Source organism: Brevundimonas denitrificans (genome assembly GCF_030160755.1).
In the GTDB taxonomy this organism is placed as follows: domain Bacteria; phylum Pseudomonadota; class Alphaproteobacteria; order Caulobacterales; family Caulobacteraceae; genus Brevundimonas; species Brevundimonas denitrificans.
In genome coordinates this window covers 20,389-43,397 of sequence record NZ_BSOY01000015.1, presented here as the reverse complement: position 1 = coordinate 43,397, position 23,009 = coordinate 20,389, and the positions used below count along the sequence as shown (strand labels likewise).

Here is a 23,009-nt window from a genome sequence, read left to right as displayed (position 1 = left end):
GGTCAGGGTCGCCAGCTGGAACAGGGCGCCGTGGCGCTGGGCGCGAAGCGGCGGCAGGGCGGCGCGGCTCGACTCCAGCGCCGAGCGGGCGCGGGCCACGTCCAGACCGTTGCCCGAGCCGGCGTCGAGCAGGCGTCGGGTCAGGCCAACCGTGTCGGACTGAAGCTCTATGGTCCGCTCCGCGACCGCGATCTGGGCGTTGGCGGAACAGGCGTCGGCATAGGCCCGGGCCGTCTCGGCCGCGACCGTGACGCGGATGATGTCGACGGCGGCCTCGGTGGCGTCAGCGTCGGCGCGGGCGGCGCGGATGGCGGCGGAGGCCCGGCCCCAGAGATCGATCTCATAGCTGACGTCGAGACCGGCGTCGTAGGTCTCCACCTCGTCCTGAGGACCGCCCGGAGCGCCGCCGCCGGGCGGGATCGAGCCCGCCGACTGGCGGCTGTAGAGGGCCGAGCCTGAGGCGTTGAGGCGCGGCAGGCGGGCGCCGCGGGTTTCGTTCAGGGTGGCGCGGACGGCGCGCAGATTGGCGCTCGCGGCCTCGAGCTGATTGTTCCCGGCCAGGGCCTGGCGGACCAGGCCGTCCAGGGTGGGATCGTCGTACAGCCGCCACCAGTCGTCACGCGCGGCGTCGGAGGTCATGGTGGGAGCAGAGCTTACGAAGGCGCCCGACGCCGAGGGGGGGAAGGGGGCGTCAGGCGCCTTCGGCCCGACCGCGCACGACGCCAGCAAGAGGCTGGCGAAGGCGGTTGCGGTCAGGATCCGGGGGTTCGGAAAGGGGGTCATCAGGCGTCTCCCGGCAGGGGTGTGGCCGGAGCGGGATCGGCCTCATGAGGCGGGGCGGCGACCTTGTTCCGCCCGCGGTGCACCTTCGAGGCCAGCCAGCGGCTGACGACATAGAAGACCGGCGTGAAGACCAGGCCGAAAACGGTCACGCCCAGCATGCCGGAGAAGACGGCGGTGCCCAGAGACTGGCGCATCTCCGCCCCCGGCCCCGTGGCCAGCATCAGCGGCACGACGCCGAAGATGAAGGCGAAGGAGGTCATCAGGATCGGCCGCAGACGGGTGCGCGCCGCCTGAACGGCCGCGTCCCAGCGGTTCATGCCCTCGTCCTCGGCCTGTTTGGCGAACTCGACGATCAGGATGGCGTTCTTCGCCGCCAGCGCGATCAGCACCACCAGTCCGATCTGGACCAGGATGTTGTTGTCCAGACCGCGGAGCCCGATCCCGAGCATTGCCGCCAGCACGCACATCGGCACGATCAGCACCACCGCCAGCGGCAGGGTGAAGGCCTCGTACTGGGCCGCCAGCACCAGGAAGACGAAGACGACCGCCATCAGGAAGACCAGGGTGGTTCCGCCCGAGGACGACCGCTCCTGCAGCGCCAGCTCGGTCCATTCGTAGGAGAAGCCGGCCGGCAGGGCGTTGGCGGCCAGACCTTCCATGGCGTCCAGCGCCTGTCCCGACGAGACGCCGGGCGCGGCCTGACCCTGAAGCTCCGAGGCCGGGAACAGGTTGTAGCGCACCACGCGCGCCGGGCCGGAATCGTCCCTCAGCGTCGCCACCGAACCGATCGGCACCATGGCGCCGGAGGCCGAGCGGGTCTTCAGATTGGCGATGTCGGCGACGTCATCGCGATAGGCCGGCTCGGCCTGGGCCGTGACCCGGAAGGTGCGGCCCAGGAAGTTGAAATCGTTGATGTAGGCCGAGCCCAGATAGATGCCGAGCGTGCTGAACACATCGGCCGGCTGGACCCCCATCATAAGGGCCCGGTCGCGGTCGATGTCGGCCGAGATGCGGGGCGAGCCGGTGTTGTAGGTCGAGAACACCTGCTGCACCTGATCCGGCGACTGGGCCGCGGCGCCCATCATGGCGAAGGTGGCGCCTTCGAGGGCCCGGTAGCCGGCGCCGGAGCGGTCCTGCACCATCATCTTGAAGCCGTTGCCATTGCCGAGTCCCTGCACCGCCGGCGGGGCGATGACGAAGATGTTGGCGTCCTCGATGCCGAAGGTGGCGCCGGTGATGGCTCCGGCCAGGGCGACGGCGGACTGTTCGGCGGTGCGATGATCGAACTCGTCCAGCCGCACGAAGATGGTCGCGGCGTTGGAGCCGAACGAGAAGCTGGATCCATCCAGGCCGGCGAAGGCGACGGTGCCGTCGACCCCCTCGGTGTTCTTGATGATCTCCGAGGCGCGGCTCATCACGGCCTCGGTGCGTTCCAGCGAGGCGCCCGCGGGCAGCTGGATGACGCCGATGAGATAGCCCTGGTCCTGCTCCGGGATGAAGCCCGTCGGGGTGTCGACCACGCGCCAGGCTGTCAGGGCCAGCAGGCCGATGTAGATAGCCAGCACCACGCCCACGGTCCGCACCAGCCGCGCGGTCAGGCGGCCGTATTTGTCCGAAAGCCAGTCGAAACCCTCGTTGAACCGCCGTCCGGCCCAGCCGCCATAGTAGACCACGCTGCCCAGCAGGCCCGGCCTGCGCGTCGGCTCGTGGGTCAGGTCGTGCGGCTTCAGCAGCACCGCCGCCATGGCCGGCGAGAGGGTCAGGGAGACCAGCAGGGAGATCACCGAGGCCGAGGCGATCGTCACCGCGAACTGCTGGTAGAAGATGCCGGGGATGCCGGGCACGAAGGCGGTCGGTACGAACACCGCCACCAGCACCAGACCGATGGCGATCAGGGCGCCGGAGACTTCCTTCATCGACCGGTACGCGGCTTCGCGGGGCGACAGCCCCATGCGGATGTAGCGTTCGACGTTCTCGACCACGACGATGGCGTCATCGACGACGATGCCGATGGCCAGCACCAGACCGAACAGCGACAGCGAGTTGATCGAATAGCCGAGCGCCAGCAGCACGGCGAAGGTGCCGACGAGCGAAACCGGAATGGCCACGATCGGAATGATGGCCGCCCGCCAGGTCTGCAGGAAGACGATGACCACCAGGACGACGAGGATCATCGCCTCGAACACCGTATGCTGCACCGCCTCGACGGACTCGGCGACGAATTCGGTCGGGTTGTAGGGCACGGAGATGGCCATGCCCTGGGGCAGACCGGCGCGCACGGCGGCGATCTCGGCCTGGACCCGTTCGGCGGTCTCCAGGGCGTTGGCGCCGGGCTGTTGCTGGATCGCCAGGGCGACCCCCGGCTGGCCGTCGAAATAGCCGCGGATGCCGTAGTCCTGCGAACCCAGTTCGACGCGCGCCACGTCGCTGACGCGGGTGACGCGGCCCTCGGCGTCGGTCTTGATGACGATCTGGCCGAACTGCTCGGGATCGCTGAGGCGGGACTGCACCTGAACCGGCAGCTGGAAGGCCGCAGCGTTGGTGGGGAAGGGCGGCTGGCCGATGGCGCCGGCGGCCGCGGACGTATTCTGGCCGCGCAGGGCGCCGACGATTTCCTGGGCCGTCAGATTGCGGGCGGCGGCCTTGTTCGGGTCGATCCAGACCCGCATCGAATAGTTGCCGCCGCCGAACACCTGCACCGCGCCGACGCCGTCGAGGCGCAGCATCCGGTCCCGGATCACCGAGTTGGCGTAGTTGCCGATATAGTCATTGGCCAGGCTGCGGTCGGGCGAGGTCAGGCCGATGATCAGCAGGAAATCCTGCTGCTGCTTGTTCACCGTCACGCCGATCTGGCGCACCGGCTCGGGCAGGCGCGGCTCGGCCAGGGAGACGCGGTTCTGGACCAGCACCTGGGCGGCGTCCAGGTCCGTGCCCGGCTCGAAGGTGACGGTGACGGTCGCCACCCCGTCCGAGGTCGAGGAGGACGAGATGTAGAGCATCCGCTCGACGCCGTTGACCTCCTGCTCGATCGGCGCGGCCACGGTCTCGGCCATGGTCTCGGCCGAGGCGCCCGGATAGACGGCGGTGACGGCGATCGTGGGCGGCGCGATCTCCGGGTACTGCGACAGCGGCAGCAGGGGATAGGCGAAGACGCCCAGCAGGGTGATGAACACCGAGATCACGGCCGCGAAGATCGGCCGGTCGATGAAGAAGCGTGAGATGTTCATGGGCTCAGTCGCCCGAGGACAGGCTGTTGGCGAAGGTGGCGCTGGAAGCGGGCGCGGCCTGGGTCACCGGGACCTGGGCTTCGCGGGCGACCGGACGGATCTGGCCGTTGCGGGCCTGGACCTTCATGCCGGGCTGCTGGATGCGCTGAACCCCGGCGATGATGACCCTGTCTGTGCGCTGGAGGCCTGAGCGGATGATGCGCAGCCCGTCGACCACCGGGCCGAGCTGGACCGGGCGGGGCGAAACGGAGCCGTCGGCGGCCACGACATAGACGATCCGTCGGGCCTGATCCGTCGCCACCGCCGCGTCGGGCACCAGCATGGCGTCATAGGTTCCGGCCCCGGCGAGCCGGGCCTGGCCGAACATGCCGGGCTTGAGGAAACCGTCCGGGTTCGGAATCACGGCCCGCAGCCGGATCACGCCCGAGGCGGTGTCGACGGTGTTGTCGGTGAAATCGAGCGTGCCTGACCGGGTGAAGCCCGTCTCATCCTGCAGCCGCACCTGGATCGGGGCGGCCCCGCGACGGACCTGCCGCTGGTATTTCAGCAGCACGGCTTCGGAGCCGTCGAAGACGAAATGGATCGGCGCGCTGGAGACGACGGTCGTCAGGACGTCCGCCGCCGACGATCCGCCGGCGACGAGGTTGCCGGCGTCGACGCGGCGATCCGAAACGCGGCCCGAGATGGGGGCGGTGACGCGGGTGAATTCGAGGTCCAGCTGGCGGGCGCGGACGTTGGCGTTGGCGGCGGCGATGGCCGCCTGGGCTGTCTGCAGGGCGCCGCGCCGGGTGTCGACCTCAGCCTGGGACACGGCCTGGGAGGCCAGCAGGGTCTCGGACCGCGTCAGTTCGCTCTGCGCCAGCGCCAGTTGCGCCTGGGCCTGCGACAATTGGGCCCGGGCCGAGGCCAGGGCCGCCTGGGCCGGGCGCGGATCGAGCGAGAACAGCAGCTGGCCGCGGCGCACATAGTCGCCGTCGCGGAAATGCACGCCCGAGACATAGCCGCCGACACGCGCCCGCACCTCGACCGACTGGGTCGCCTCGAACCGGCCGGTGAATTCGTCCCAGTCCTGCACAGCCTGGACCAACGGGACCGCCACGGTCACCGAAGGCGCGGGCGGAGCCTGGGCCTCGCTCGGCCCGGAGCAGCCATAGAGCGCGGCCGTCATCAGGACGGACGCGGCCAAGATTTTGGCGGTGCGCATGAATGATCAATCCCTGTCATGTCGACCGCGGCGAACGGGGAGGAAGCCGGTAGTCAACGCCCGGTGACTTAATGGTGATCGTGCTTTCGCTTGTCAACGGGTGATGACAAAGCCATATGCATATTGGGGCTATTGCGGAGATCACGAATTGTTTTGCCACGTCGCGCCCCGGCCCCGGAATGCCGAGGCGACCCGCGCCGCCATCCTGGCCGCCGCCCGCGAGCGATTCGCGCGGGAAAGCTATGACGACGTCGGCATGCGCGACATCGCCGGGGACGTCGGCGTCGACGCCGCCCTGGTGTCCCGCTATTTCGGCTCAAAGGAGGAGCTGTTCCTGACGGTCCTCGACAGCTGCGCGAACGGCCGGGACCTGATGGATGGCGAACGGGCCGATTTCGGCCGACGGGTCGCCCGCGACGTCATATTCGAGGGCGGCGGCGAGGGCAAGCTCAAGAAGCTGCTGATCATGCTTCGCTCCATCGGCTCGGCCAAGGCTATGGAACTGGTTCAGCGAACCGGCAGCGAGAGCTTCTTCGATCCCTTCGCGGCCTGGATCGGTGGAGAGGACGGGGCGGTGCGGGCCCGCCTCGCCGCCGCGACCATCATGGGCATGGCGGTGAGCCGCGAGATCACCGCCGGTTTCGGCCTGACTCCGGCCGAATGCGAACGGCTGGCCGACCGGATGGCCTTGATCCTTCAGAACATTATCGACAACTGACACCGGTAGCGCGGTTATCGACGCTCAGTCGCGCGGCTGGAATTTCCGGATCACGCCCGAGAAGGTCATCAGCACCCGCTCGCCCGCGTGGATCTGGCCGCGAACGAAGATCAGGCTCTTTCCGGCGCGGACCACCTCGCCCGTCGCCTCGACGAGTTCGCCGACATAGGCGCCGTCGATGAAGGTGGAATCCAGCGACACCGTCACCCCGGAAGCCCCTTCCATCTCCTGATAGGCGGTCTGGAACAGGGCGATGTCGGCGAAGGTCATCAGGCAGCCGCCGTGCATCCGGTGGCCCGCGTTCATATGCTTGGGTTCGGCGCGGAAGGCGCAGCGCATGCCTCCGTCGGGGTCCGGCCTGAAGTAGAACGGGCCCACCACCTGATCGAAGGTGCCGTGCAGATCGTACATCTGCCAGCCGGCGAACTCGCCCTCCGTCACCGTGACCTTCTGAACCATCGTTCGCGCTCCGCCTTACTATCGCTCTCGCAATGCAGCATATAGGCGCGATGAGCGACCCCATCGAAACCGCCATCTTCGAAAAACTGGCGAAGGCCGACCCCAAGGGCGTCGGCGGCAAGAGCATTGAACCGGCCGATGTGGCCAAGGAGCTGCAGCCCGAACAATGGCAGCGGATGTTGCCCAAGGTGCGGCACTGCGCTCTCGCCCTGATGCGTCAGGGCAAGCTGACGATCACCAAGAAGGGCAAGGCGATCGATCCCAACGCCTTCAAGGGCGTCATCCGCCTGCGCCTGCCGACCGAGGCCGAGACCGCCGCGGCGCTCGCCGCCCTGCCGCCCGTCGTCGAGGACGATGACGACTTCGCCTGATCCGGCGGAGGGCCTTCAGGCCGTTCTGGACGACATCCGCGCCTGCCGGGCCTGTCTAGGCCAGCTTCCGCATACGCCGCGCCCGGTGGTCCGCGTCTTTCCGGAGACCCGGCTGCTGATCTGCGGCCAGGCCCCGGGCCGGCGCGTGCATGAGAGCGGCCTGCCGTTCACCGATCCCTCAGGCGACCGCCTGCGCGACTGGCTGGGCGTGGACTGTGAGACCTTCTACGCCGACCGGCGCATCGGCGTGGCGGCCCAGGCCTTCTGCTATCCCGGCACAGCGCCGAAGGGCGGGGACTATCCGCCGCCGCGGCGCTGCGCGGAACTGTGGCGGCCGCAACTGCTGGCGGGCCTGCCCGAGGTCGAACTGACCCTGCTGGTCGGCGGCTACGCCCAGGTCTGGGCCCTGGGCGAGCGGGCGAAGGCGAACATGACCGAAACCGTGCGGGCCTGGCGCGACTGCGCCCCCTCGATCCTGCCCCTGCCGCATCCGTCGTGGCGCAATACCGCCTGGCTGAGAAAGAACCCCTGGTTCGAGCAAGAGGTCCTGCCCTACCTGCGCGAGCGGGTGCGTGGCATCCTGACGCCATGATCCGCGCCCTCGGCCTCCTCCTCGCCCTGCTTGCACTGGCCGCCTGCGCCACGCCGGCCATCCAGCCGCCGATGGTCCCGCCCCCCGGATTCGCCGGACCGGCTCTGGAAGCGCAGGCGCTCGTCATGGACGACGGCGCCCGTCTGCCGCTGGCGCGCTGGGCGCCGGACAGCGGCGAACCCTGGGCCGTCATCGTCACCCTGCACGGGATGAACGACTCGCGCGCCGCCTTTCGGTTGGCGGGGCCCTGGTGGGCCGAGCGGGGCATAGAGACCTGGGCCATCGACCAGCGGGGCTTCGGCGAGGCACCGGGCCGCGGCGTCTGGGCCGGAGAGGCGCGCATGGCCGGGGATCTGCGCACCGCCGTCGCCCTCGCCCGCGCCCGCCATCCGCGCGCCGTCATTGCGGTTGCGGGGGAGAGCATGGGCGGGGCGGTGGCCGTCGCCGCCTTCGGCTCGAACCGGCCGCCGGAGGCAGACCGCGTCGTCCTTCTGGCCCCGGCCGTCTGGGGCTGGTCGGCGCAGGGGCCGGTGAATTCCGCCGGCCTGTGGATCGCCGCCCGCGCCATGGGCGACCGCGCCGTCGATGCGCCCGAATGGGCGGTCCGGGCGCTTCCGGCCTCCGACAACCGCATGGAGCTGTTTCGCAACTATCGCGACCCGAACAGCCTCATCTCGACCCGGTTCGACGCCCTGCACGGCCTGGTCGATCTGATGGAGACGGCGTCACTCCGCCTTGGCGACATACGCGTCCCGACCCTGCTGCTGTACGGAGCGAACGACAATGTCATCCGGCCGGACCCGATGCGCCGCGCGCTGGAGCGGGCAGGGGACCGGCCCGGTTTTCGCACCGGCTTCTATCCCGACGGCTGGCACATCCTGAACCGCGACCTGCAGGCCGAGGTCATGTACCGCGACGTCGAGGCCTGGCTGCGCGACCCCGCGGCGCCGCTGCCGTCGGGAGCCGGGGCGGTGCTGCCGGCGCTTCGACAGGGAAGAAGCGGCTAGTGGCCACCGGCCATTCCTCGTCGCGAAACCGCCATGCTTGCCCTGTTAAGCGTCCCGGCGTATCAGCCGCCCAAACAAAAAATACCCCGGGAGACGCCCAAGTGAGCATGACGCTGTTTGATTCCCCGTCCTTCGCGAACCACGAAGGCGTGCACGCGGTCTTTGATGAAAAGACCGGCCTCCGCGCCATTATCGCTGTTCACTCAACCGCGCGCGGCCCGGCCGTCGGCGGCACCCGGATGTGGAACTACGCCTCCAGCGCCGAAGCTCTTGAGGACGTCCTGCGCCTGTCGCGCGGCATGAGCTACAAGAACGCCGTCGCGGATCTGGAGATGGGCGGCGGAAAGTCGGTCATCATCGGCGACTCCCGCACCCAGAAGACCCCCGAGCTTTTCCGCGCCTTCGGTCGTGCGGTCGATACCCTCGGCGGCATCTACTATGCGGCGGAAGACGTCGGCGTGTCGGTCTCCGACATCGCCGAGGCCCGCAAGGTCACCCCCTATGTGCTGGGTCTGAACGACGGTCCCGAGGCCTCGGGCGATCCCAGCCCCGTCACCGCCGAGGGCGTTTTCCGCTCGACCCTCACCGTCGCCCGTCGACTGTGGAAGCAGGACGACCTGACCGGCCTGACCGTCTCGGTGCAGGGCATCGGCCACGTCGGCGGCTATCTGGCGGACAAGCTGTACGCGGCCGGCGCGAAGCTGATCATGACGGACGTCAACACGGCCCTGCTGGCCGAGGTCGCCGCCCGCACCAACGCGGAAATCGTGGCCCCGGACGCCATCTATGACGTCAAGGCCGACATCTACGCCCCCTGCGCCCTCGGGGCGACGCTGAACCCGCAGACGCTGGACCGGCTGACGGTCAAGGCCGTGGTCGGCGCCGCCAACAACCAGCTGGCCACGCCGGACATCGGCCAGATCCTGTTCGAGCGCGGCGTGCTCTACGCCCCCGACTATGTCGTCAACGGCGGCGGCATCATCAACGTCGCCTCGGAACTGACGGCTCGCCAGACCGGCGGCGCCTATGACCCGGCCTGGGTCGAGACCAAGCTGTCGCGCCTGATGGACACGCTGGCGGAGGTGCTGGAGCGTTCGGAAGCCGAGAAGCGCCCGACCCACCAGATCGCCGACTCCATCGCCGAGGCCCGCATCAACGCCGCGCGCGACCTGAAGGCCGAGCAGCGCAAGGCCGCCTGACACGCGGGAATCCATCCGTTCGCCTTCGCGACGCCATCGGCTAGGCTGGCGGGATGAACGGCTGGCCCAAACCGTGGATATGGCGCGCCGTCGGCGCATCGCTCTGCTGGCTCGCCCTGTTCGTCGTCTGGAGCGCGGGCGTGGCCTGGCTCTACGGCGAGGTCAAGCCCGAGGTTCCCGACTGGTGGCTGGCTGAGCGGCGCGGGTATCGGCGGCTGTCTCCCCTGGATTCGCTCTTCCTCGGCTTCTATGTCGTCGGCCTGATGATCGGCGGCGTCCTGTCCGCCCTCGGCCTTTTCCGGATCTGGCGCGTGTCCTGGGACGCCCTGAGTTTCGTCTCGGGAACGACGCCTGACTACCCGAGGATCAGGCGCCGGCGGACGGTGTCGCATGACGACGTCTTCGGGGACGACGACTAGGTTTGGCTCGCTTCCGCCCCGGAATCCTGGATTCGCGCGCCGGGCGCATACGGAACACTATGGCGCATGCTTCCCGTGCTGATTCGGGCTGAGGCGCCATGACCGCAACCGCTGTGACCTCCACCAGGGGCCGACCCTTCGATCCGCTGCTGATCGTGATGGCGGTCGGCTTCGTGGTCGCGGTCGGAGCCCTGGCCTATCCGGCGTTCCGCGCCGATCCGACGAGCGCGCCGGGGCTGGTGCTGATCTTCACCGTCGGCGCCGTGGCCCTGATCGGCCTGTTCGCCTTCGCCCGCAGCGAGACACGCAAGCCGATCGGCGACGCCACGGTCGAACTGCTGGACGCCATGGCCGAGCCGGCGGCGCTGGTCTGGTCGACCGGCCAGGTGCTGGCCTTCAACGGCGCCTGGGCGGAGGCCAACGGCGCCACGGTCGCCCTGCCGAAAGGGAAGTCGGCCTCGGCCCTCTACATGGCCTTCGCCCAGGCCCGCGCCGGCGAACAGGGCCGCGCCATCGTGGTCATCGGCGACCGCGAGCAGGAAGTCCTGATCGGTCAGGCCGGGGAGGGGCGGTTTCTCGTCCGTGCCGCACCGGAGGCCGTGCTGCCCGTGGGGGCCGCTGTCTCGCCGCGCCATGCCGCGACCTCCAACGCCGTCGAGAGCCGCGCCATGGCCGCCGGCGCGCCCTTCGGCTCGGCGGTGATCGACGCCCAGGATCTGTTCTCCGGCAAGGTCGAAGAGCCCAACGCGGCCCTGTCAGTCCTGACCGGTCCGGCCGCGGCCCGCGACGCCGCCTTCGGCCATCTGTTCGATCCGGCGGGCGTGGCCGAGGCGCGGTTGAAGCTGGACGCCGGTTCTTCCGGCCCGATCGAACTGGTCGCCCGCGCCTTTCCCGACCGCATGCTCCACCTCTATGTCGCCCCTGAAGGCGACCGCCGCCGCATCTGGCTGTTCGACGTCTCGGCCCAGAAGTCGATGGAGCTGCAGCTCTCGCAGGCCCAGAAGATGCAGGCCGTGGGTCAGCTGGCCGGCGGCGTGGCGCACGACTTCAACAACCTGCTGACCGCGATCCAGCTGCAGCTGTCCGGCCTGCTGGAACGGCATCCGGTCGGCGACCCTTCGTATGAGGGGCTCAACGAAATCCGTCAGACCGCCATCCGCGCCGCCGATCTGGTGCGCAAGCTGCTGGCCTTCTCGCGCAAGTCGACGGTGCGGCGCGAGCGGCTGGATCTGGGCGAGCTGGTCGGCGAGTTCGCCGTCCTGCTGCGCCGCCTGCTGCGCGAGGATGTGCGGCTCGAGACCGACTACGGCCGCGACCTGCCGGTGGTGTTGGCCGACAAGAGCCAGCTCGAGACGGCGGTGATGAACCTCGCCGTCAACGCCCGCGACGCCATGCGCGGCGTGGTCGAGCCGGGCGCCGGCGTGGTGACCATCCGCACCGCTCGCCTGACCGCCGACGAGGCCCGGCTTCTGGGCTGGAGCGCGGCCTCCACGGCCGCCGTGGCCCTGATCGAGGTCAGCGATTCCGGCCCCGGGGTTCCGCCGGAGCTCCTCGACAAGATCTTCGAACCCTTCTTCACCACCAAGGCGGTGAACGAGGGCACAGGCATGGGCCTGGCCACCGTCTATGGCATCGTCGAACAGGCGGGGGGCCACATCAATGTGTCGAACGCCCCGGCCGGCGGCGCCGTGTTCCGCATCTTCCTGCCCGAAGCCGCCGAGGCCGAGCTGGCCGAGACGCCGGTGGTCGAGAAGGTCGCCAAGGCGCCGCGTGACCTGTCCGGCGCCGGCCGCATCCTGTTCGTCGAGGACGAGGCCGCCGTGCGCGGCATCGCCGCCCGCCTGCTGCGTCAGCGCGGCTATGAGGTGATCGAGGCCGCCGACGGCGAGGAAGCGCTGATCCTCGCCGAGGAACATGCCGGGACCATCGACATGATGATCTCCGACGTCATCATGCCCGGTCTCGACGGCCCGGCCCTGCTCAAGAAGGCCCGGCAATACCTCGGCGATGCGCCGGTCCTGTTCATCTCCGGCTACGCCGAAAGCGACTTCTCGGACCTGCTGCAGGACGAGGTCGGGGTCTCCTTCCTGCCCAAGCCGCTGGACATCAAGACCCTGGCCGAACGCGTGAAGCAGGAACTGCACGCAAGCTGAACCATCGGTAACTTGCCAATCCGCATCGGGCGCCATCCTCTGGCGCCTCGCGCCACGGAGCCTGCCGCCATGATGATCGATCGCCGCCGCCTGCTGTTCACCGCCGCTGCGGGAGCGGGCCTCGCCGCCTGCGGCCAGGCCCTGGCGCAAACGCCTGCCGCGGCCGCCTCCGCCTCCGCCGCCCTGACCGCCCTGATGGACGCGATCGTCCAGAGTTTCCTGCTGGAGTCGCCTGAGACCCTGACGTCGCTGGGCATGGACAAGGGGCCGATGGCGGCGATGAAGTCGCGCCTCGACGACCGCTCCCAGGCCAAGATCGACGCCGATCGCGTGGTCTTCCACGGCCAGATGGATCAGCTCCGGGCCATCGATCGAGCGGCCCTGCCAGTGACCGAAGGCGTCTACTACGACGCCCTGCGCTTCTTCGGCGAGACCCAGATCATGGGCGAACGGTTCCCGTACGGCAACGGCGCGCCCTATACGATCTCGCAGCTGACCGGCTCGTACCAGAGCCTGCCGGACTTCCTCGACACCCAGCACGCGATCGAGACCGCCGAGGACGCCGAGGCCTATCTGTCGCGCGTCGCCGCCTTCCCGACCGCGCTGGATCAGGAAACGGCGCGGATGCAGGCCGATTTCGCGGCCGGCGCCGTGCCGCCCGACTTCATCATCGACAAGACCCTGCTGCAACTCGCCAACCTCTACGACACCCCCGCGGGCCAGTCGGTTCTGACCACCTCCGTCGTGCGCCGGACGGCCGAGAAGAACCTGGCCGGCGACTGGGGCGCCCGGGCCCAGCGGATCGTCGAGGGCGAGGTCTATCCAGCCCTGCGCCGCCAGGCCGAGGCCATGCGCGCCCGCCGCGCCGACGCTGTCCATGACGCCGGAGTCTGGCGTCTGCCGGACGGCGAGGCCTATTACGACTGGGGCATCCGCAGCTACACGACCTCGACCCTGTCGGGCGCCGAAATCCACGACCTTGGCCTGCAACAGGTAGCCGAGCTTTCGGCCCGCGCCGATGTCCTGCTCAAGGCCCAGGGCCTGACCCAGGGAACCGTCGGCGAGCGCATCTCCGCCCTCGGCAAGGACCCGAGCCAGCTCTATCCCAACACCGACGCGGGCAAGGAGCAGTTGCTGGCCGACCTCAACGCCCAGATGGCCGATATGGCGACGCGGCTGCCGCAGTATTTCGGCCGCATCCCGGCCGCCCCGGTCGAAATCCGCCGCGTGCCGACCTTCATCGAGGCGGGCGCGCCGGGCGGTTACTACAACTCGCCGGCGCTCGACGGTTCCCGGCCCGGCGCCTATTACATCAACCTGCGCGACACGGCCGAATGGCCGCGCATGCAGCTGCCGACCCTGACCTATCACGAGGCGTCGCCGGGCCATCACCACCAGATCGCCCTGCAGCAGGAACAGGCCGACCGTCCTCTGCTCATGAAGGTGCTGGGCTTCTCGGCCTATTCCGAGGGCTGGGGCCTCTACGCCGAGCAACTGGCCGATGAGATGGGCGTCTATGCCGACAATCCGATCGGCCAGATCGGCTATCTGCAGTCGCTGCTGTTCCGCGCCACGCGGCTGGTCGCCGACTCCGGCCTGCACCACAAGCGCTGGAGCCGCGAACAGACGATCCGCTACATGGTCGAGACCCTGGGCGACTCCGAAACCGCCGTCACCACCGAGGTCGAGCGCTACTGCGTCTGGCCGGGTCAGGCTTCCAGCTACAAGGTCGGCCACAACAAATGGATCGAACTGCGCGCCCGGGCCCAGGCCGCCCTCGGCGACCGGTTCGACATCAAGGCCTTCCACGACGCGGGCATGAACGCGGGCGGCGTGCCGCTGACCGTGCTCGACAAGATCATGACCGACTGGATCGCGGCCCAGCGGACCTGAGACGAAACCCGGTCCTCCGCTCGCCGCGCCGGGTCGGAGGACCGACTTCGCAGCCAGAGGATATTCCATGCTCGACCGCCGTCGCCTGATGCTGTCCTCCGCGGGCCTCGGCCTGACGGCGGCGCTGCCCGCCGTCGCACAGACCCCGGCGTTCGAGGACGACCGGCTGGACGCCCTGCTGCAGGGCCAGTTTGAGGACGGTCTGAATCGCAGTCCTGAAAGCGCAACGTCTCTCGGGCTCGACGTCGGCGCGCGCGCGGCGCAGAGGGGCCGGCTGAACGACCGCTCGGTCGCCGCCTTCCAGGCGGAAGTCCCGCGCAACCGCGAACGGCTGGACCGGCTGCGGGCCATAAGCGCCGAGGCCCTCTCGCCGGAAGGACGGCTGAGCTTCGACATCGCCCTGTTCCAGCGCGAGCTGGCCGTCGGCTACGCCCGCTTTCCCTGGCACACGCCGGACGGCTGGCGGCAGACACCCTATGGCGTGTCACAGCTGGGCGGCGCCTATGCGACCGTACCGGACTTCCTGGACAGCACCCATCCGATCGAGACCGAGGAGGACGTGGTCGCCTTCCTGAACCGTCTCGATGCCTTTCCGACCGCGCTCGATCAGGACACGGAGCGGATGCTGGCCAATGCCGAGATGGGCGTGATCGCGCCCGACTTCGTACTGGACAAGACAAGGCTCCAACTGACCGCGCTGCGCGACCAGCCGGGCGAAGAGCAGGCCATGATCCGGTCGCTTGTGCGCCGGTCGACCGAGAAGGGTCTGCCGAATTTCGGCGAAGGCGCCGCCCGAATGTTCGACGGTCGGGTACGGGATGCGCTGACCCGTCAGATCGCCGCGGTCGAGGCCTTGCGGCTCCGCTCCAGCCATCAGGCCGGGGTCCTGCGCGTTCCGGACGGCGAGGCCTATTACGCCCTCAACCTGCGCAATTTCACCACCACCGACTATTCGCCCGCGGACATTCACCGCATCGGTCTGGAACAGGTCGCCGACCTTCAGAACCAGATCGACCTTCTGCTGAAGGGCGAGGGCTATACGCAGGGGACGGTCGCCGAACGGCTGGCCGGCCTGCGCACCGAGGCGCGCTTCCGCTTCGCCAACACCGACGCCGGGCGCGAGGAACTGCTGGCCTTTGTCAATGCGGAGATGGCCAGCATCCGCGCCCGCATGCCCGAGGTCTTCCCGCGCATTCCGCGCAATGACTTTCTGGTGCGCCGCGTGCCGCCGGCGATCGAGGCCGGCGCGCCGGGCGGCTACGCCCAGGGCGGCAGTCTGGATGGGTCGCGGCCCGGAATCTACTACATCAACCTGCGTGACACGGCGGAGTGGCCGCGCTGGACGCTGAAGACCCTGACCTATCACGAGGCGGCGCCGGGCCATCTGTTCCAGGGCGCCCTGGCGCGCGAGGCGGGCGAACTGCCGATCTACCGGCGGGTCGGCGGCTTTTCGGCCTATGGCGAGGGCTGGGGCCTGTATTCAGAGCGTCTGGCCGATGAGCTGGGTGTCTATGACGGCGACCCCTTCGGTCGCATCGGCTATCTGGAGAGCTTCCTGTTCAGGGCCTGCCGTCTGGTGGTCGACACGGGCCTGCACGCCCAGGACTGGAGCCGCGAGCGGGCCATCCAGTATTTCACCGAGAACGTCGGCGATCCCAACGAGGCCGAGGTCGAACGCTATTGCGTCGCGCCCGGGCAGGCGTGCAGCTACAAGATCGGCGAAACCTTCATCACCGCCCTGCGAGGCAGTCTGAAGGACCGGCCGGGCTTTGACCTGAAACGCTTCCACGCCGCGGTGATCGACGGCGGCAACATTCCCCTGACCATCCTCGAGCGGCGCGTCCGCGCGGCGATGGCTTCATAAGACCCGGAGCCTGAGCATGATCGACCGCCGCCGCCTGATGCTGTCTTCCGCCGGCCTCGGCCTGATGGCGGCCCTGCCCGTCATGGCCCAGACACCGGCGATGTCGCCTGCCGACGCGCGGCTGGACGCCATGCTGACGCGCTGGTTCGAGGAGAATGTCGACCTGTCGCCGGAGTATGCGACCAACCTCGGTCTCGACAGGGGCGCACGGGCCGCTCTTTCGGGTCAACTGCGTCAGGCCGGGATCGCGGACGCGGAGGCCGACCGCGTCCGCGCCCGCGCCCGCTGGGCCGAAATCCAGACCGTGTCGGATGAGGGCCTGTCGGATCAGGCCCGGGTCTCGCTGGCCGTCTATCGCTTCACCGCCGAGGGCGCGGCCCGCGCGGCGGACATCCCCTACGGCGGGGGCGGGCCCTATGTCGTGACCCAGCGGTCCGGGGCCTATTTCTCCGTACCGGACTTCATGGCCAACCAGCACCGGCTTGAGACCGAGGCCGACGCCGAGGCCTTTATCTCGCGGCTGTCAGCCTTCGCCCGGCTGCTGGATCAGGAGAGCGAAAGGATCGCGGCCGACGCCGCGCTCGGCGTCATGCTGCCCAGCTTCCTGATGGACAAGACCCTGACCCAGTTGCGGACGCTGCGCGATACGCCGGCCTATGACATGGCCATGCTCCAGGCGCTGATCCGCAAGACGGACGAGCGCAATATGATGGGCGATTGGGGCGCCCAGGCCGCCAGTGTGATCGACGCCGAGATCAAGCCGGCCCTGAGCCGCCAGATCGCCGTCTTCGAGGCCCAGCGCCCGAATGCGACCGAAGACGCCGGGGCCTGGAAACTGCCGCAGGGCGACAAGGCCTACGCCCTCGCCCTTCGCGCCTTCACCACCACGGACTACAGCGCCCAGGACATCCACGACATCGGCCTGCAGCAGGTCGCCTCCATCCAGGCCGAGATCGATACGATCCTCAAGCGAATGGGCATGACCGAGGGTTCGGTCGGCGCCCGGATCAAGACCCTCAGCGAGGACCCGCAGCATCTCTGGCCCAACACGGACGAGGCCAAGGTCGAGCTGATCGAATCCCTGAACCGGCAGATGGCCGAGCTGGAGCCGATGCTGCCGCGGGTGTTCAACACCCTGCCGGGCGCGAAGGTCGAAATCCGCCGGGTGCCGCCGTCGATCGAGCTGGGCGCGCCGGGCGGCTACTACCAGGCCGCCTCGCTCGATGGGACCCGGCCGGGCGCCTATTACATCAATCTGTCGAACACGGCGAACTGGCCGAAATGGGGTCTGCCGACCCTGACCTATCACGAGGCCTCGCCGGGCCACCATTTCCAGATCACAGTCGCGCGCGAGGCCGGCAGCCTGCCGATCTATCGCCGCGTCGCCGGCAATTCGGCCTTCAACGAGGGTTGGGCCCTGTACGCCGAGCGCGTCGCCGCCGACGATCTGGACGTCTATGCGGGCAATCCGCTGGGCCGGGTCGGATACCTGCAGTCCTATCTGTTCCGCGCCGTGCGCCTCGTGGTCGACACCGGCCTGCACCACAAGCGCTGGAGCCGCGACCAGGCCATCCGCTACATGATCGAGGAATGCGGCGAGCCGCCGGAGTCGGCCGAGAAGGAGATCGATCGCTACTGCGTCTCGATCGGCCAGGCCTGTTCCTACAAGCTGGGCCAGACCGTGATCGCCCGGCTGCGGGCCGAGGCCGAGGCGCGTCCGGGCTTCGATCTGAAGGCCTTCCACGACCGGGTGCTGCTGAACGGCTCCGTGCCGCTGGCGGTGCTGGAAGGGCTGATGCGGGCCTAGACGGCCCCGCCAGAAGTCCCCCGCGCGGCGACGATCGTGGGATCGGCGTCGGCCTGGGCGGCCAGCCACTCCCGGAAACGGGCGATCTTGGGCGAGCGCCGCCGTCCCTCGGGCCAGACCAGATAGTAGCCGGTGTGGAACGACACCGTCTGGGTGAAGGGCCGCACCAGCAGGCCGTTGCGAAGCTCGCGCGCGAACAGGATGGGCGAGGCGAGGGCTACGCCCTGGTCGCCGAGCGCCGCCGCGACTTCCAGCACCTGATAGTCGGCGGTCAGCCGACTCATGGGCTGGGTCCCGCCGTTGACGCCCGCCGCCGCGAACCATGCGGCCCATTCCTTCTCCATGCCGATGCGTGGCGCATCGAGCAGGTCGCCGGGCTGTTTCAGATTCAGCCGCTCGGCCATGGCCGGGCTGCACACCGGCGTGAAGACGCTGGGCATCAACAGCTGGCTCTCCATGCCGGGCCAGTCGCCGGAGCCGGAGCGGATGCCGATGTCGAACCCCTCGCGGGCGAGGTCCAGCAGGTTGGGATTGGTGTCCAGCCGCACCGCCAGACCCGGGTTGGCGACCTGGAATCCGCCGAGGCGCGGCGCCAGCCATTGGGCCGCCAGGGAGGCGAGGGTGGTGATCGACAGGATGTGCTCGTCCGCCTCCGTCAGGTCGCTGACGGCCCGGCGCAACAGGGTCATGGCCTCCGTCGCGGCGCGCGAAAGCCGCTCTCCGCCCTCGGTCGGCTGGACCTCGCGCGGGAGGCGGCGGAACAGGCTCTGACCCAGCCGGCCCTCAAGCGCCTTGATCTGCCAACTGACGGCGGCCTGGGTCATGCCCAGTTCCTCGGCGGCGCGAGTGAAACTCTTCAAACGGGCGGCGGCCTCGAACACCCGGATGGAGGCGAGGGGGATGCCGGCGAGCGGATCGGCCATAAGGTGTCCTTGTGGTTTGCGCCGATCATCTGGTTTGTGGGGCCACGCCGTCAAGCCTAGATATTCGTCATCGCAACCACAACACAGGAGGTCGTGATGGAAAACGTCCACAGCACCCACAGGGAAGACTCATCGGGTTGGTTCAGCGCCATGGTCGGCGTGGCGGCCCGCATGAAGCGCCGGTCCGACGCCCGTTCGCGCGGACTGGTCGTGACGCCCTGGAGCGGACGGTCGCCCGCCGGCTGGTCCGCCTGACAAATCACCAAAGCTCGATCCAGGGAGGCGAGGATGGAAGAAGCGCACCACACCCATAAGGAAACCCCATGGGGTTGGGCCGAGGTCCTGAAGGACTGGCGCCGCAGCCGGACCCGTCAGCGTCTGCGCACGCCGTCGCGTATCCTCACGCCCACGACCCGCTGACGCCCCACAGAATCCGGTCCGCCGCAGGAGACCACCCTTCCCCCGCCCGTGACCGTCGGCCCCTCCCCGGGTCGTGGCCCGAACTCCGGAGTCTCCTGCTTCCGGGGTTCGGGTCGAGCCGTGTCTGGCCTCAGCCGAGCGTCCAGCCGTCCGCCTCGCGCAGGGCGTTGTGGATGGCCGTCGCCGCCACGGCCGCCTCGGCCGAGGCCACCGCGATCTGATTCAGGCCGCGGACCACGTCGCCGGCCGCGTACAGGCCGTCAATGCTGGTCTGCTGCCGGGCATCGACGACCAGACGCCCGTCCTCGCCCGTCCGCGCTTGGAGGGCCTCGGCCAGCGCTGCGTTCGGCGAGGTTCCGAGCGCTGAATAGACCAGATCAAAAGTGCGAAAAGCTCCGCCCCAGCTCAGCGCGGTCACACGGTCGCCCTCCAGCCTGACATTGTCGATCGGCGCGCGGATCAGTTCGATCCCCAACCGGTCGAGCTCAGCGGTCGCGGCCAGGGCTTCCGGCGGACCGATATGGATCAGGGTGACCCGGTCGGAATAGGTGCGCAGGAAGGCCGCCTCGCGCAGGCCCCTGTCGTCCTGGCCGATGACGGCCACCGCCTTGTCGATCGCTTCATAGCCGTCGCAGATCGGGCAGATGCGGACCAGCGAGCGCTCGATGGCGCGTTCGACGCCCGGCAGGTCGGGATGGTGGTCGATCACGCCGGTGGCCAGAAGGACCGCCCGCACCCGCACCTCGCGGCCGTTCAGGCGGGCGATGAAACCGCCGGCGTCCTTCGACAGGCTTTCGATTCGCCCAGCCTCGATGACCGCGCCGTATTCCAGGGCCTGCTCGGTCATTCGCTTCAGGATGGAGTCGCCGGTGATCCCCTGCGGAAAGCCGGGCATATTGTGGCTGACCGGAATCCAGCAGGCGCGCGGCGCGCCGCCGTCCGCCACCAGAACCCGCCGCCGGAACCGCGCCAGATAGGTCGCCGCCGTCAGCCCCGCCGGACCCCCGCCGACAATCAGGATTTCGGGATCGTTCACCGCGTGCGCCATGTGCTGGGCCAGTAATCAACCGGGACGCCCCAGCACTCGGTCATCGCCGTTTCCGCGCTGAGTACGAAGGCGCGGCCCGTCCAGGTCCAGGTCGAGGCCGTGCCGCAATCCCCGATGCCCCGCCCCTTGGAGAAGGCGGTCAGGGTGCGGGCGCCGGCGTCGTAGCCGCCGTTGATCGTGCCGGCGCCGCTTTCGCCGTCCGCGGACTGCAGGCTGACGGCCCGGGGATTCCGCCCGTTCGGTCCGGTCAGATACCAGTCGTGGCCGATGTTGTAGGCCCCGGCGAAACAGGGGACCGCCCAGAGTTCGGTGGAGGCGTCGAGCCGCGCCGACATCACCGCGTCGCTCAACCCGGTTCCGCCGGTCTCGGCCCGGCAGGCCTTGACGGCGGGGACATCCTCCAGCGCGGGGGGCAGGGTCTGGCCAGTGTCGCCGAACCCCGTCTGGGCGATCGGCGGCGCGGCGACCACAGGCGGCGCCGCGGGCGCGCCGGGCACGGAGGTGGCGGGACGGGGTCCCTTGCGGACGAGGGCCGTCACGGTGTCCAGCCGTCCCTGACGTTCGTCGATCCAGAGCAGGGCCGCCGCCGCGCCCGACAACGATATCGGGACCGTCTCGCCGCCCGCCGCCAGCGTCAGGGTCCGTCCGCCCGCCAGATCTGAGGCGGCCGCGGCTGCGTCGGCCGCGCGGACTTCTGCTGTACTGACGGGATCATGGTCCCCGGCGACCGGCGTCGCGATGTGGCGCCGACCGTCCAGGGTCAAGGTGATGGGGCCGGTCAGGCCGTCGCCGCCTGAAGGCCAGAAGCCGACCGTCACCGTCCGCGCGCCATCCGGGCCGGGGGCCGACCCAACCCGGACCCAGCCCGTGCCCTCGCTCGCGGGACCGAAGGCGACGCAGTCGTTGACGTTGTCGCAGACAGCCAGCCAGTCGCGGAATTTGCGGCTTTCGCTAAGCGCCGCCGAGGCGGGCGCGCCAGGGTCGCTCGCGGTCGCCTGTGCAGGGACGGAAGCCGCCGGCGCCTGATCCGCAGGGCTGCAGGCGGCCAGCGTCATGGCCGCAAGACAAGTTCTTCCAGGATTGCGCATGGTCCATCCCCTGATCCCGCAGGCCGCCGCCCTTCCGAACGATAACCGGAATCTGCGAGGGAAGCGTCCGCTTTGTCAGTCCGTCAAACGGGAGACCGACGGCGCACTGCCGGTGTCCGCGACCCGGGCGTCGTATTCGCTCAGCACGCGCTGCATCAGATCGTGGTCGATCAGGATGGGCGTCTCGGAAAACGCGATGATCCAGCGCTGAACCAGCGCCGTGGTTTCTGATCTCAAGAGATTCCCCCGTACCCGAAAGGCGTTTGTCAGGATGCTGAAACGAGGCCGGCGGGATAGGGTTCAGCTTGGCCGCAGAAGCCTTTGCGAAATGAGGGTTAACCGGCCCGACCGTGCCCTTTGCGCCAGCCCGCGCGCCCCGCTATACCGCCCGCCACACTCCCCCTTCCAGACAGAGGCGAACACCGCATGGCCAAGATCAAGGTCGCCAATCCCATCGTGGACATCGACGGCGACGAGATGACCCGCATCATCTGGCAGATGATCAAGGACAAGCTGGTCTTCCCCTTCCTGGACGTCGAGCTCGACTACTACGACCTGGGCATGGAGCACCGCGACGCCACCGACGACCAGGTGACGATCGACGCGGCCAAGGCGATCCAGAAGCACGGCGTGGGCGTGAAATGCGCCACCATCACCCCCGACGAGGCGCGGGTGAAGGAGTTCGGCCTCAAGAAGATGTGGAAGTCGCCGAACGGCACGATCCGCAACATCCTCGGCGGCGTGGTCTTCCGCGAGCCGATCATCTGCTCGAACGTGCCGCGTCTGGTGCCCGGCTGGACCCAGCCGATCGTCGTCGGCCGTCACGCCTTCGGCGACCAGTACAAGGCCACGGACTTCCTCGTCCCCGGCCCCGGCAAGCTGATGATGACCTTCACCGGCGACGACGGGAAGGTCATTGAGCACGAGGTGTTCCAGTTCCCCTCGGCCGGCGTGGCCATGGGCATGTACAACCTCGATGACTCGATCACCGAGTTCGCCCGCGCCAGCTTCGCCTTCGGTCTGGGCCGCAACTTCCCGGTCTATCTGTCGACCAAGAACACCATCCTCAAAGCCTATGACGGTCGCTTCAAGGACATCTTCCAGGACGTCTTCGACAAGGAATTCGCCGACAAGTTCAAGGCCGCCGGCCTGACCTATGAGCACCGCCTGATCGACGACATGGTGGCCGCGGCCATCAAGTGGTCGGGCGGCTTCGTCTGGGCCTGCAAGAACTACGACGGCGACGTCCAGTCCGACGTGGTGGCGCAGGGCTTCGGCTCGCTGGGGCTGATGACCTCGGTGCTGATGACGCCGGACGGCAAGATCCTGGAGTCGGAAGCGGCGCACGGCACCGTCACCCGCCACTACCGCCAGCACCAGAAGGGCGAGGCGACCTCGACCAACTCCATCGCCTCGATCTACGCCTGGACCCGCGGCTTCTCGCACCGGGCCAAGCTGGACGGCAACGCCGAGCTGGCCACCTTCGCCGATACGCTGGAGCGCGTCGTCGTCGAGACCGTCGAGGCCGGCTACATGACCAAGGACCTGGCGCTGCTCGTCGGCGATCAGCAGGGCTGGCTGACCACCGAGGGCTTCCTCGACAAGGTGGCCGAGAACCTGACCGCGGCGATGAAGGCATCCTAGAAGGGCGCTAACGCCAGCGACGCGGTCGCTCGCTGCTTGAGCGCACGGGATGCGCGAAGCGCGAGGCCGCGTCGGGTCGAGAAGGCGGAGCCCTCTGACCGCGGCCAAACCAAGGGAGGCCCGCCGGACTCGCGTCCGGCGGGCCTTTCGTTTGAGCCCGCGACGGGTTCGTGCATGATGTCCTCTCACG

At 69.1% G+C, this 23,009-nt stretch carries 20 protein-coding genes; 12 read left to right on the top strand and 8 right to left on the bottom strand.

All coding sequences use genetic code 11. The features are described 5' to 3' along the window. The 3 genes from QQJ79_RS05330 to QQJ79_RS05320 all read right to left on the bottom strand — a co-directional run. On the bottom strand, nucleotides 1-783 hold a 783-nt coding region (locus tag QQJ79_RS05330; protein ID WP_284221879.1), incomplete at its 3' end, for a TolC family protein. Continuing rightward, nucleotides 783-4,010, bottom strand: coding sequence for an efflux RND transporter permease subunit (locus QQJ79_RS05325; protein WP_284221878.1), 3,228 nt, complete (start codon nucleotides 4,008-4,010; stop codon nucleotides 783-785). The genes QQJ79_RS05325 and QQJ79_RS05330, both read right to left, overlap by 1 nt. A 4-nt stretch (nucleotides 4,011-4,014) precedes the next feature. Then, nucleotides 4,015-5,214 carry an efflux RND transporter periplasmic adaptor subunit gene (locus tag QQJ79_RS05320; protein ID WP_284221877.1) on the bottom strand — a complete coding sequence of 400 codons (1,200 nt, stop codon included), beginning with the start codon at nucleotides 5,212-5,214 and terminating at the stop codon, nucleotides 4,015-4,017. A gap of 148 nt (nucleotides 5,215-5,362) precedes the next feature. Here QQJ79_RS05320 and QQJ79_RS05315 point away from each other — a divergent pair, with 148 nt between their 5' ends. Continuing rightward, on the top strand, nucleotides 5,363-5,932 hold the full coding sequence (locus QQJ79_RS05315; protein WP_284221876.1) for a TetR/AcrR family transcriptional regulator: 570 nt from the start codon (nucleotides 5,363-5,365) through the stop codon (nucleotides 5,930-5,932). 24 nt (nucleotides 5,933-5,956) lie between these two features. On the opposite strand, the gene QQJ79_RS05310 is transcribed toward QQJ79_RS05315, so the two are convergent. After that, nucleotides 5,957-6,391 carry a PaaI family thioesterase gene (locus tag QQJ79_RS05310; RefSeq protein WP_284221875.1) on the bottom strand — a complete coding sequence of 145 codons (435 nt, stop codon included), beginning with the start codon at nucleotides 6,389-6,391 and terminating at the stop codon, nucleotides 5,957-5,959. Nucleotides 6,392-6,441: 50 nt separating this feature from the next. Here QQJ79_RS05310 and QQJ79_RS05305 point away from each other — a divergent pair, with 50 nt between their 5' ends. The 9 genes from QQJ79_RS05305 (at nucleotide 6,442) to QQJ79_RS05265 (ending at nucleotide 17,696) form a co-directional block, all read left to right on the top strand. Next, nucleotides 6,442-6,762, top strand: a complete 321-nt coding sequence (locus QQJ79_RS05305; RefSeq protein ID WP_284221874.1) for a DUF3253 domain-containing protein — start codon at nucleotides 6,442-6,444, stop codon at nucleotides 6,760-6,762. Continuing rightward, on the top strand, nucleotides 6,746-7,354 hold the full coding sequence (locus tag QQJ79_RS05300) for a uracil-DNA glycosylase family protein (RefSeq protein ID WP_284221873.1): 609 nt from the start codon (nucleotides 6,746-6,748) through the stop codon (nucleotides 7,352-7,354). The genes QQJ79_RS05305 and QQJ79_RS05300 overlap by 17 nt, the downstream gene beginning before the upstream one ends. Then, nucleotides 7,351-8,361, top strand: a complete 1,011-nt coding sequence (locus QQJ79_RS05295) for an alpha/beta fold hydrolase (RefSeq protein ID WP_284221872.1) — start codon at nucleotides 7,351-7,353, stop codon at nucleotides 8,359-8,361. Before QQJ79_RS05300 ends, QQJ79_RS05295 begins: the two co-directional genes overlap by 4 nt. Nucleotides 8,362-8,468: 107 nt before the next feature. Continuing rightward, nucleotides 8,469-9,560, top strand: a complete 1,092-nt coding sequence (locus tag QQJ79_RS05290) for a Glu/Leu/Phe/Val family dehydrogenase (RefSeq protein WP_284221882.1) — start codon at nucleotides 8,469-8,471, stop codon at nucleotides 9,558-9,560. A gap of 53 nt (nucleotides 9,561-9,613) precedes the next feature. Continuing rightward, the gene (locus tag QQJ79_RS05285; RefSeq protein WP_284221871.1) at nucleotides 9,614-9,979 is read left to right on the top strand and encodes a hypothetical protein; all 366 of its coding nucleotides are present in this window, start codon (nucleotides 9,614-9,616) and stop codon (nucleotides 9,977-9,979) included. A 98-nt stretch (nucleotides 9,980-10,077) separates the two neighbouring features. After that, nucleotides 10,078-12,132 (top strand): cell cycle histidine kinase CckA, encoded by a 2,055-nt coding sequence (cckA, locus tag QQJ79_RS05280; RefSeq protein WP_284221870.1) that lies wholly within the window; start codon nucleotides 10,078-10,080, stop codon nucleotides 12,130-12,132. Between the two features lie 72 nt (nucleotides 12,133-12,204). After that, nucleotides 12,205-14,025, top strand: a complete 1,821-nt coding sequence (locus QQJ79_RS05275; protein WP_284221881.1) for a DUF885 domain-containing protein — start codon at nucleotides 12,205-12,207, stop codon at nucleotides 14,023-14,025. Nucleotides 14,026-14,092: 67 nt separating this feature from the next. Next, on the top strand, nucleotides 14,093-15,889 hold the full coding sequence (locus tag QQJ79_RS05270; RefSeq protein WP_284221869.1) for a DUF885 domain-containing protein: 1,797 nt from the start codon (nucleotides 14,093-14,095) through the stop codon (nucleotides 15,887-15,889). A 16-nt stretch (nucleotides 15,890-15,905) separates the two neighbouring features. After that, nucleotides 15,906-17,696, top strand: coding sequence for a DUF885 domain-containing protein (locus tag QQJ79_RS05265; RefSeq protein ID WP_284221868.1), 1,791 nt, complete (start codon nucleotides 15,906-15,908; stop codon nucleotides 17,694-17,696). Here QQJ79_RS05265 and QQJ79_RS05260 read toward each other — a convergent pair. Next, nucleotides 17,693-18,619 (bottom strand): LysR substrate-binding domain-containing protein, encoded by a 927-nt coding sequence (locus QQJ79_RS05260; protein WP_284221867.1) that lies wholly within the window; start codon nucleotides 18,617-18,619, stop codon nucleotides 17,693-17,695. The genes QQJ79_RS05265 and QQJ79_RS05260 overlap by 4 nt on opposite strands. A 96-nt stretch (nucleotides 18,620-18,715) precedes the next feature. On the opposite strand from QQJ79_RS05260, the gene QQJ79_RS05255 reads away from it, so the two are divergent. Further along, nucleotides 18,716-18,874, top strand: a complete 159-nt coding sequence (locus QQJ79_RS05255) for a hypothetical protein (protein WP_284221866.1) — start codon at nucleotides 18,716-18,718, stop codon at nucleotides 18,872-18,874. A gap of 295 nt (nucleotides 18,875-19,169) precedes the next feature. Here QQJ79_RS05255 and QQJ79_RS05250 read toward each other — a convergent pair whose 3' ends face one another. From QQJ79_RS05250 to QQJ79_RS05240, 3 genes are all read right to left on the bottom strand, one after another. Next, nucleotides 19,170-20,075 (bottom strand): NAD(P)/FAD-dependent oxidoreductase, encoded by a 906-nt coding sequence (locus QQJ79_RS05250; RefSeq protein ID WP_284221865.1) that lies wholly within the window; start codon nucleotides 20,073-20,075, stop codon nucleotides 19,170-19,172. Beyond that, nucleotides 20,072-21,142 carry a DUF1176 domain-containing protein gene (locus tag QQJ79_RS05245; RefSeq protein WP_284221864.1) on the bottom strand — a complete coding sequence of 357 codons (1,071 nt, stop codon included), beginning with the start codon at nucleotides 21,140-21,142 and terminating at the stop codon, nucleotides 20,072-20,074. The genes QQJ79_RS05250 and QQJ79_RS05245 overlap by 4 nt, the downstream gene beginning before the upstream one ends. 108 nt (nucleotides 21,143-21,250) lie before the next feature. Continuing rightward, nucleotides 21,251-21,412: a hypothetical protein gene (locus QQJ79_RS05240; RefSeq protein ID WP_284221863.1), complete on the bottom strand. Its 162-nt coding sequence runs from the start codon at nucleotides 21,410-21,412 to the stop codon at nucleotides 21,251-21,253. A 189-nt stretch (nucleotides 21,413-21,601) separates the two neighbouring features. Between QQJ79_RS05240 and QQJ79_RS05235 the strand changes: the two genes are divergently transcribed. Next, nucleotides 21,602-22,819, top strand: coding sequence for an NADP-dependent isocitrate dehydrogenase (locus tag QQJ79_RS05235; protein WP_284221862.1), 1,218 nt, complete (start codon nucleotides 21,602-21,604; stop codon nucleotides 22,817-22,819). Nucleotides 22,820-23,009: the final 190 nt, after the last annotated feature.

Coding starts and splice junctions, on each gene's coding strand:
- QQJ79_RS05285 (WP_284221871.1), top strand. CDS start 9,614: ATGAACGGCTGGCCCAAACCGTGGATATGGCGCGCCGTCGGCGCATCG.
- QQJ79_RS05290 (WP_284221882.1), top strand. CDS start 8,469: ATGACGCTGTTTGATTCCCCGTCCTTCGCGAACCACGAAGGCGTGCAC.
- QQJ79_RS05300 (WP_284221873.1), top strand. CDS start 6,746: ATGACGACTTCGCCTGATCCGGCGGAGGGCCTTCAGGCCGTTCTGGAC.
- cckA (WP_284221870.1), top strand. CDS start 10,078: ATGACCGCAACCGCTGTGACCTCCACCAGGGGCCGACCCTTCGATCCG.
- QQJ79_RS05245 (WP_284221864.1), bottom strand. CDS start 21,142: ATGACGCTGGCCGCCTGCAGCCCTGCGGATCAGGCGCCGGCGGCTTCC.
- QQJ79_RS05325 (WP_284221878.1), bottom strand. CDS start 4,010: ATGAACATCTCACGCTTCTTCATCGACCGGCCGATCTTCGCGGCCGTG.
- QQJ79_RS05270 (WP_284221869.1), top strand. CDS start 14,093: ATGCTCGACCGCCGTCGCCTGATGCTGTCCTCCGCGGGCCTCGGCCTG.
- QQJ79_RS05275 (WP_284221881.1), top strand. CDS start 12,205: ATGATCGATCGCCGCCGCCTGCTGTTCACCGCCGCTGCGGGAGCGGGC.
- QQJ79_RS05265 (WP_284221868.1), top strand. CDS start 15,906: ATGATCGACCGCCGCCGCCTGATGCTGTCTTCCGCCGGCCTCGGCCTG.
- QQJ79_RS05310 (WP_284221875.1), bottom strand. CDS start 6,391: ATGGTTCAGAAGGTCACGGTGACGGAGGGCGAGTTCGCCGGCTGGCAG.
- QQJ79_RS05255 (WP_284221866.1), top strand. CDS start 18,716: ATGGAAAACGTCCACAGCACCCACAGGGAAGACTCATCGGGTTGGTTC.
- QQJ79_RS05305 (WP_284221874.1), top strand. CDS start 6,442: ATGAGCGACCCCATCGAAACCGCCATCTTCGAAAAACTGGCGAAGGCC.
- QQJ79_RS05320 (WP_284221877.1), bottom strand. CDS start 5,214: ATGCGCACCGCCAAAATCTTGGCCGCGTCCGTCCTGATGACGGCCGCG.
- QQJ79_RS05260 (WP_284221867.1), bottom strand. CDS start 18,619: ATGGCCGATCCGCTCGCCGGCATCCCCCTCGCCTCCATCCGGGTGTTC.
- QQJ79_RS05295 (WP_284221872.1), top strand. CDS start 7,351: ATGATCCGCGCCCTCGGCCTCCTCCTCGCCCTGCTTGCACTGGCCGCC.
- QQJ79_RS05235 (WP_284221862.1), top strand. CDS start 21,602: ATGGCCAAGATCAAGGTCGCCAATCCCATCGTGGACATCGACGGCGAC.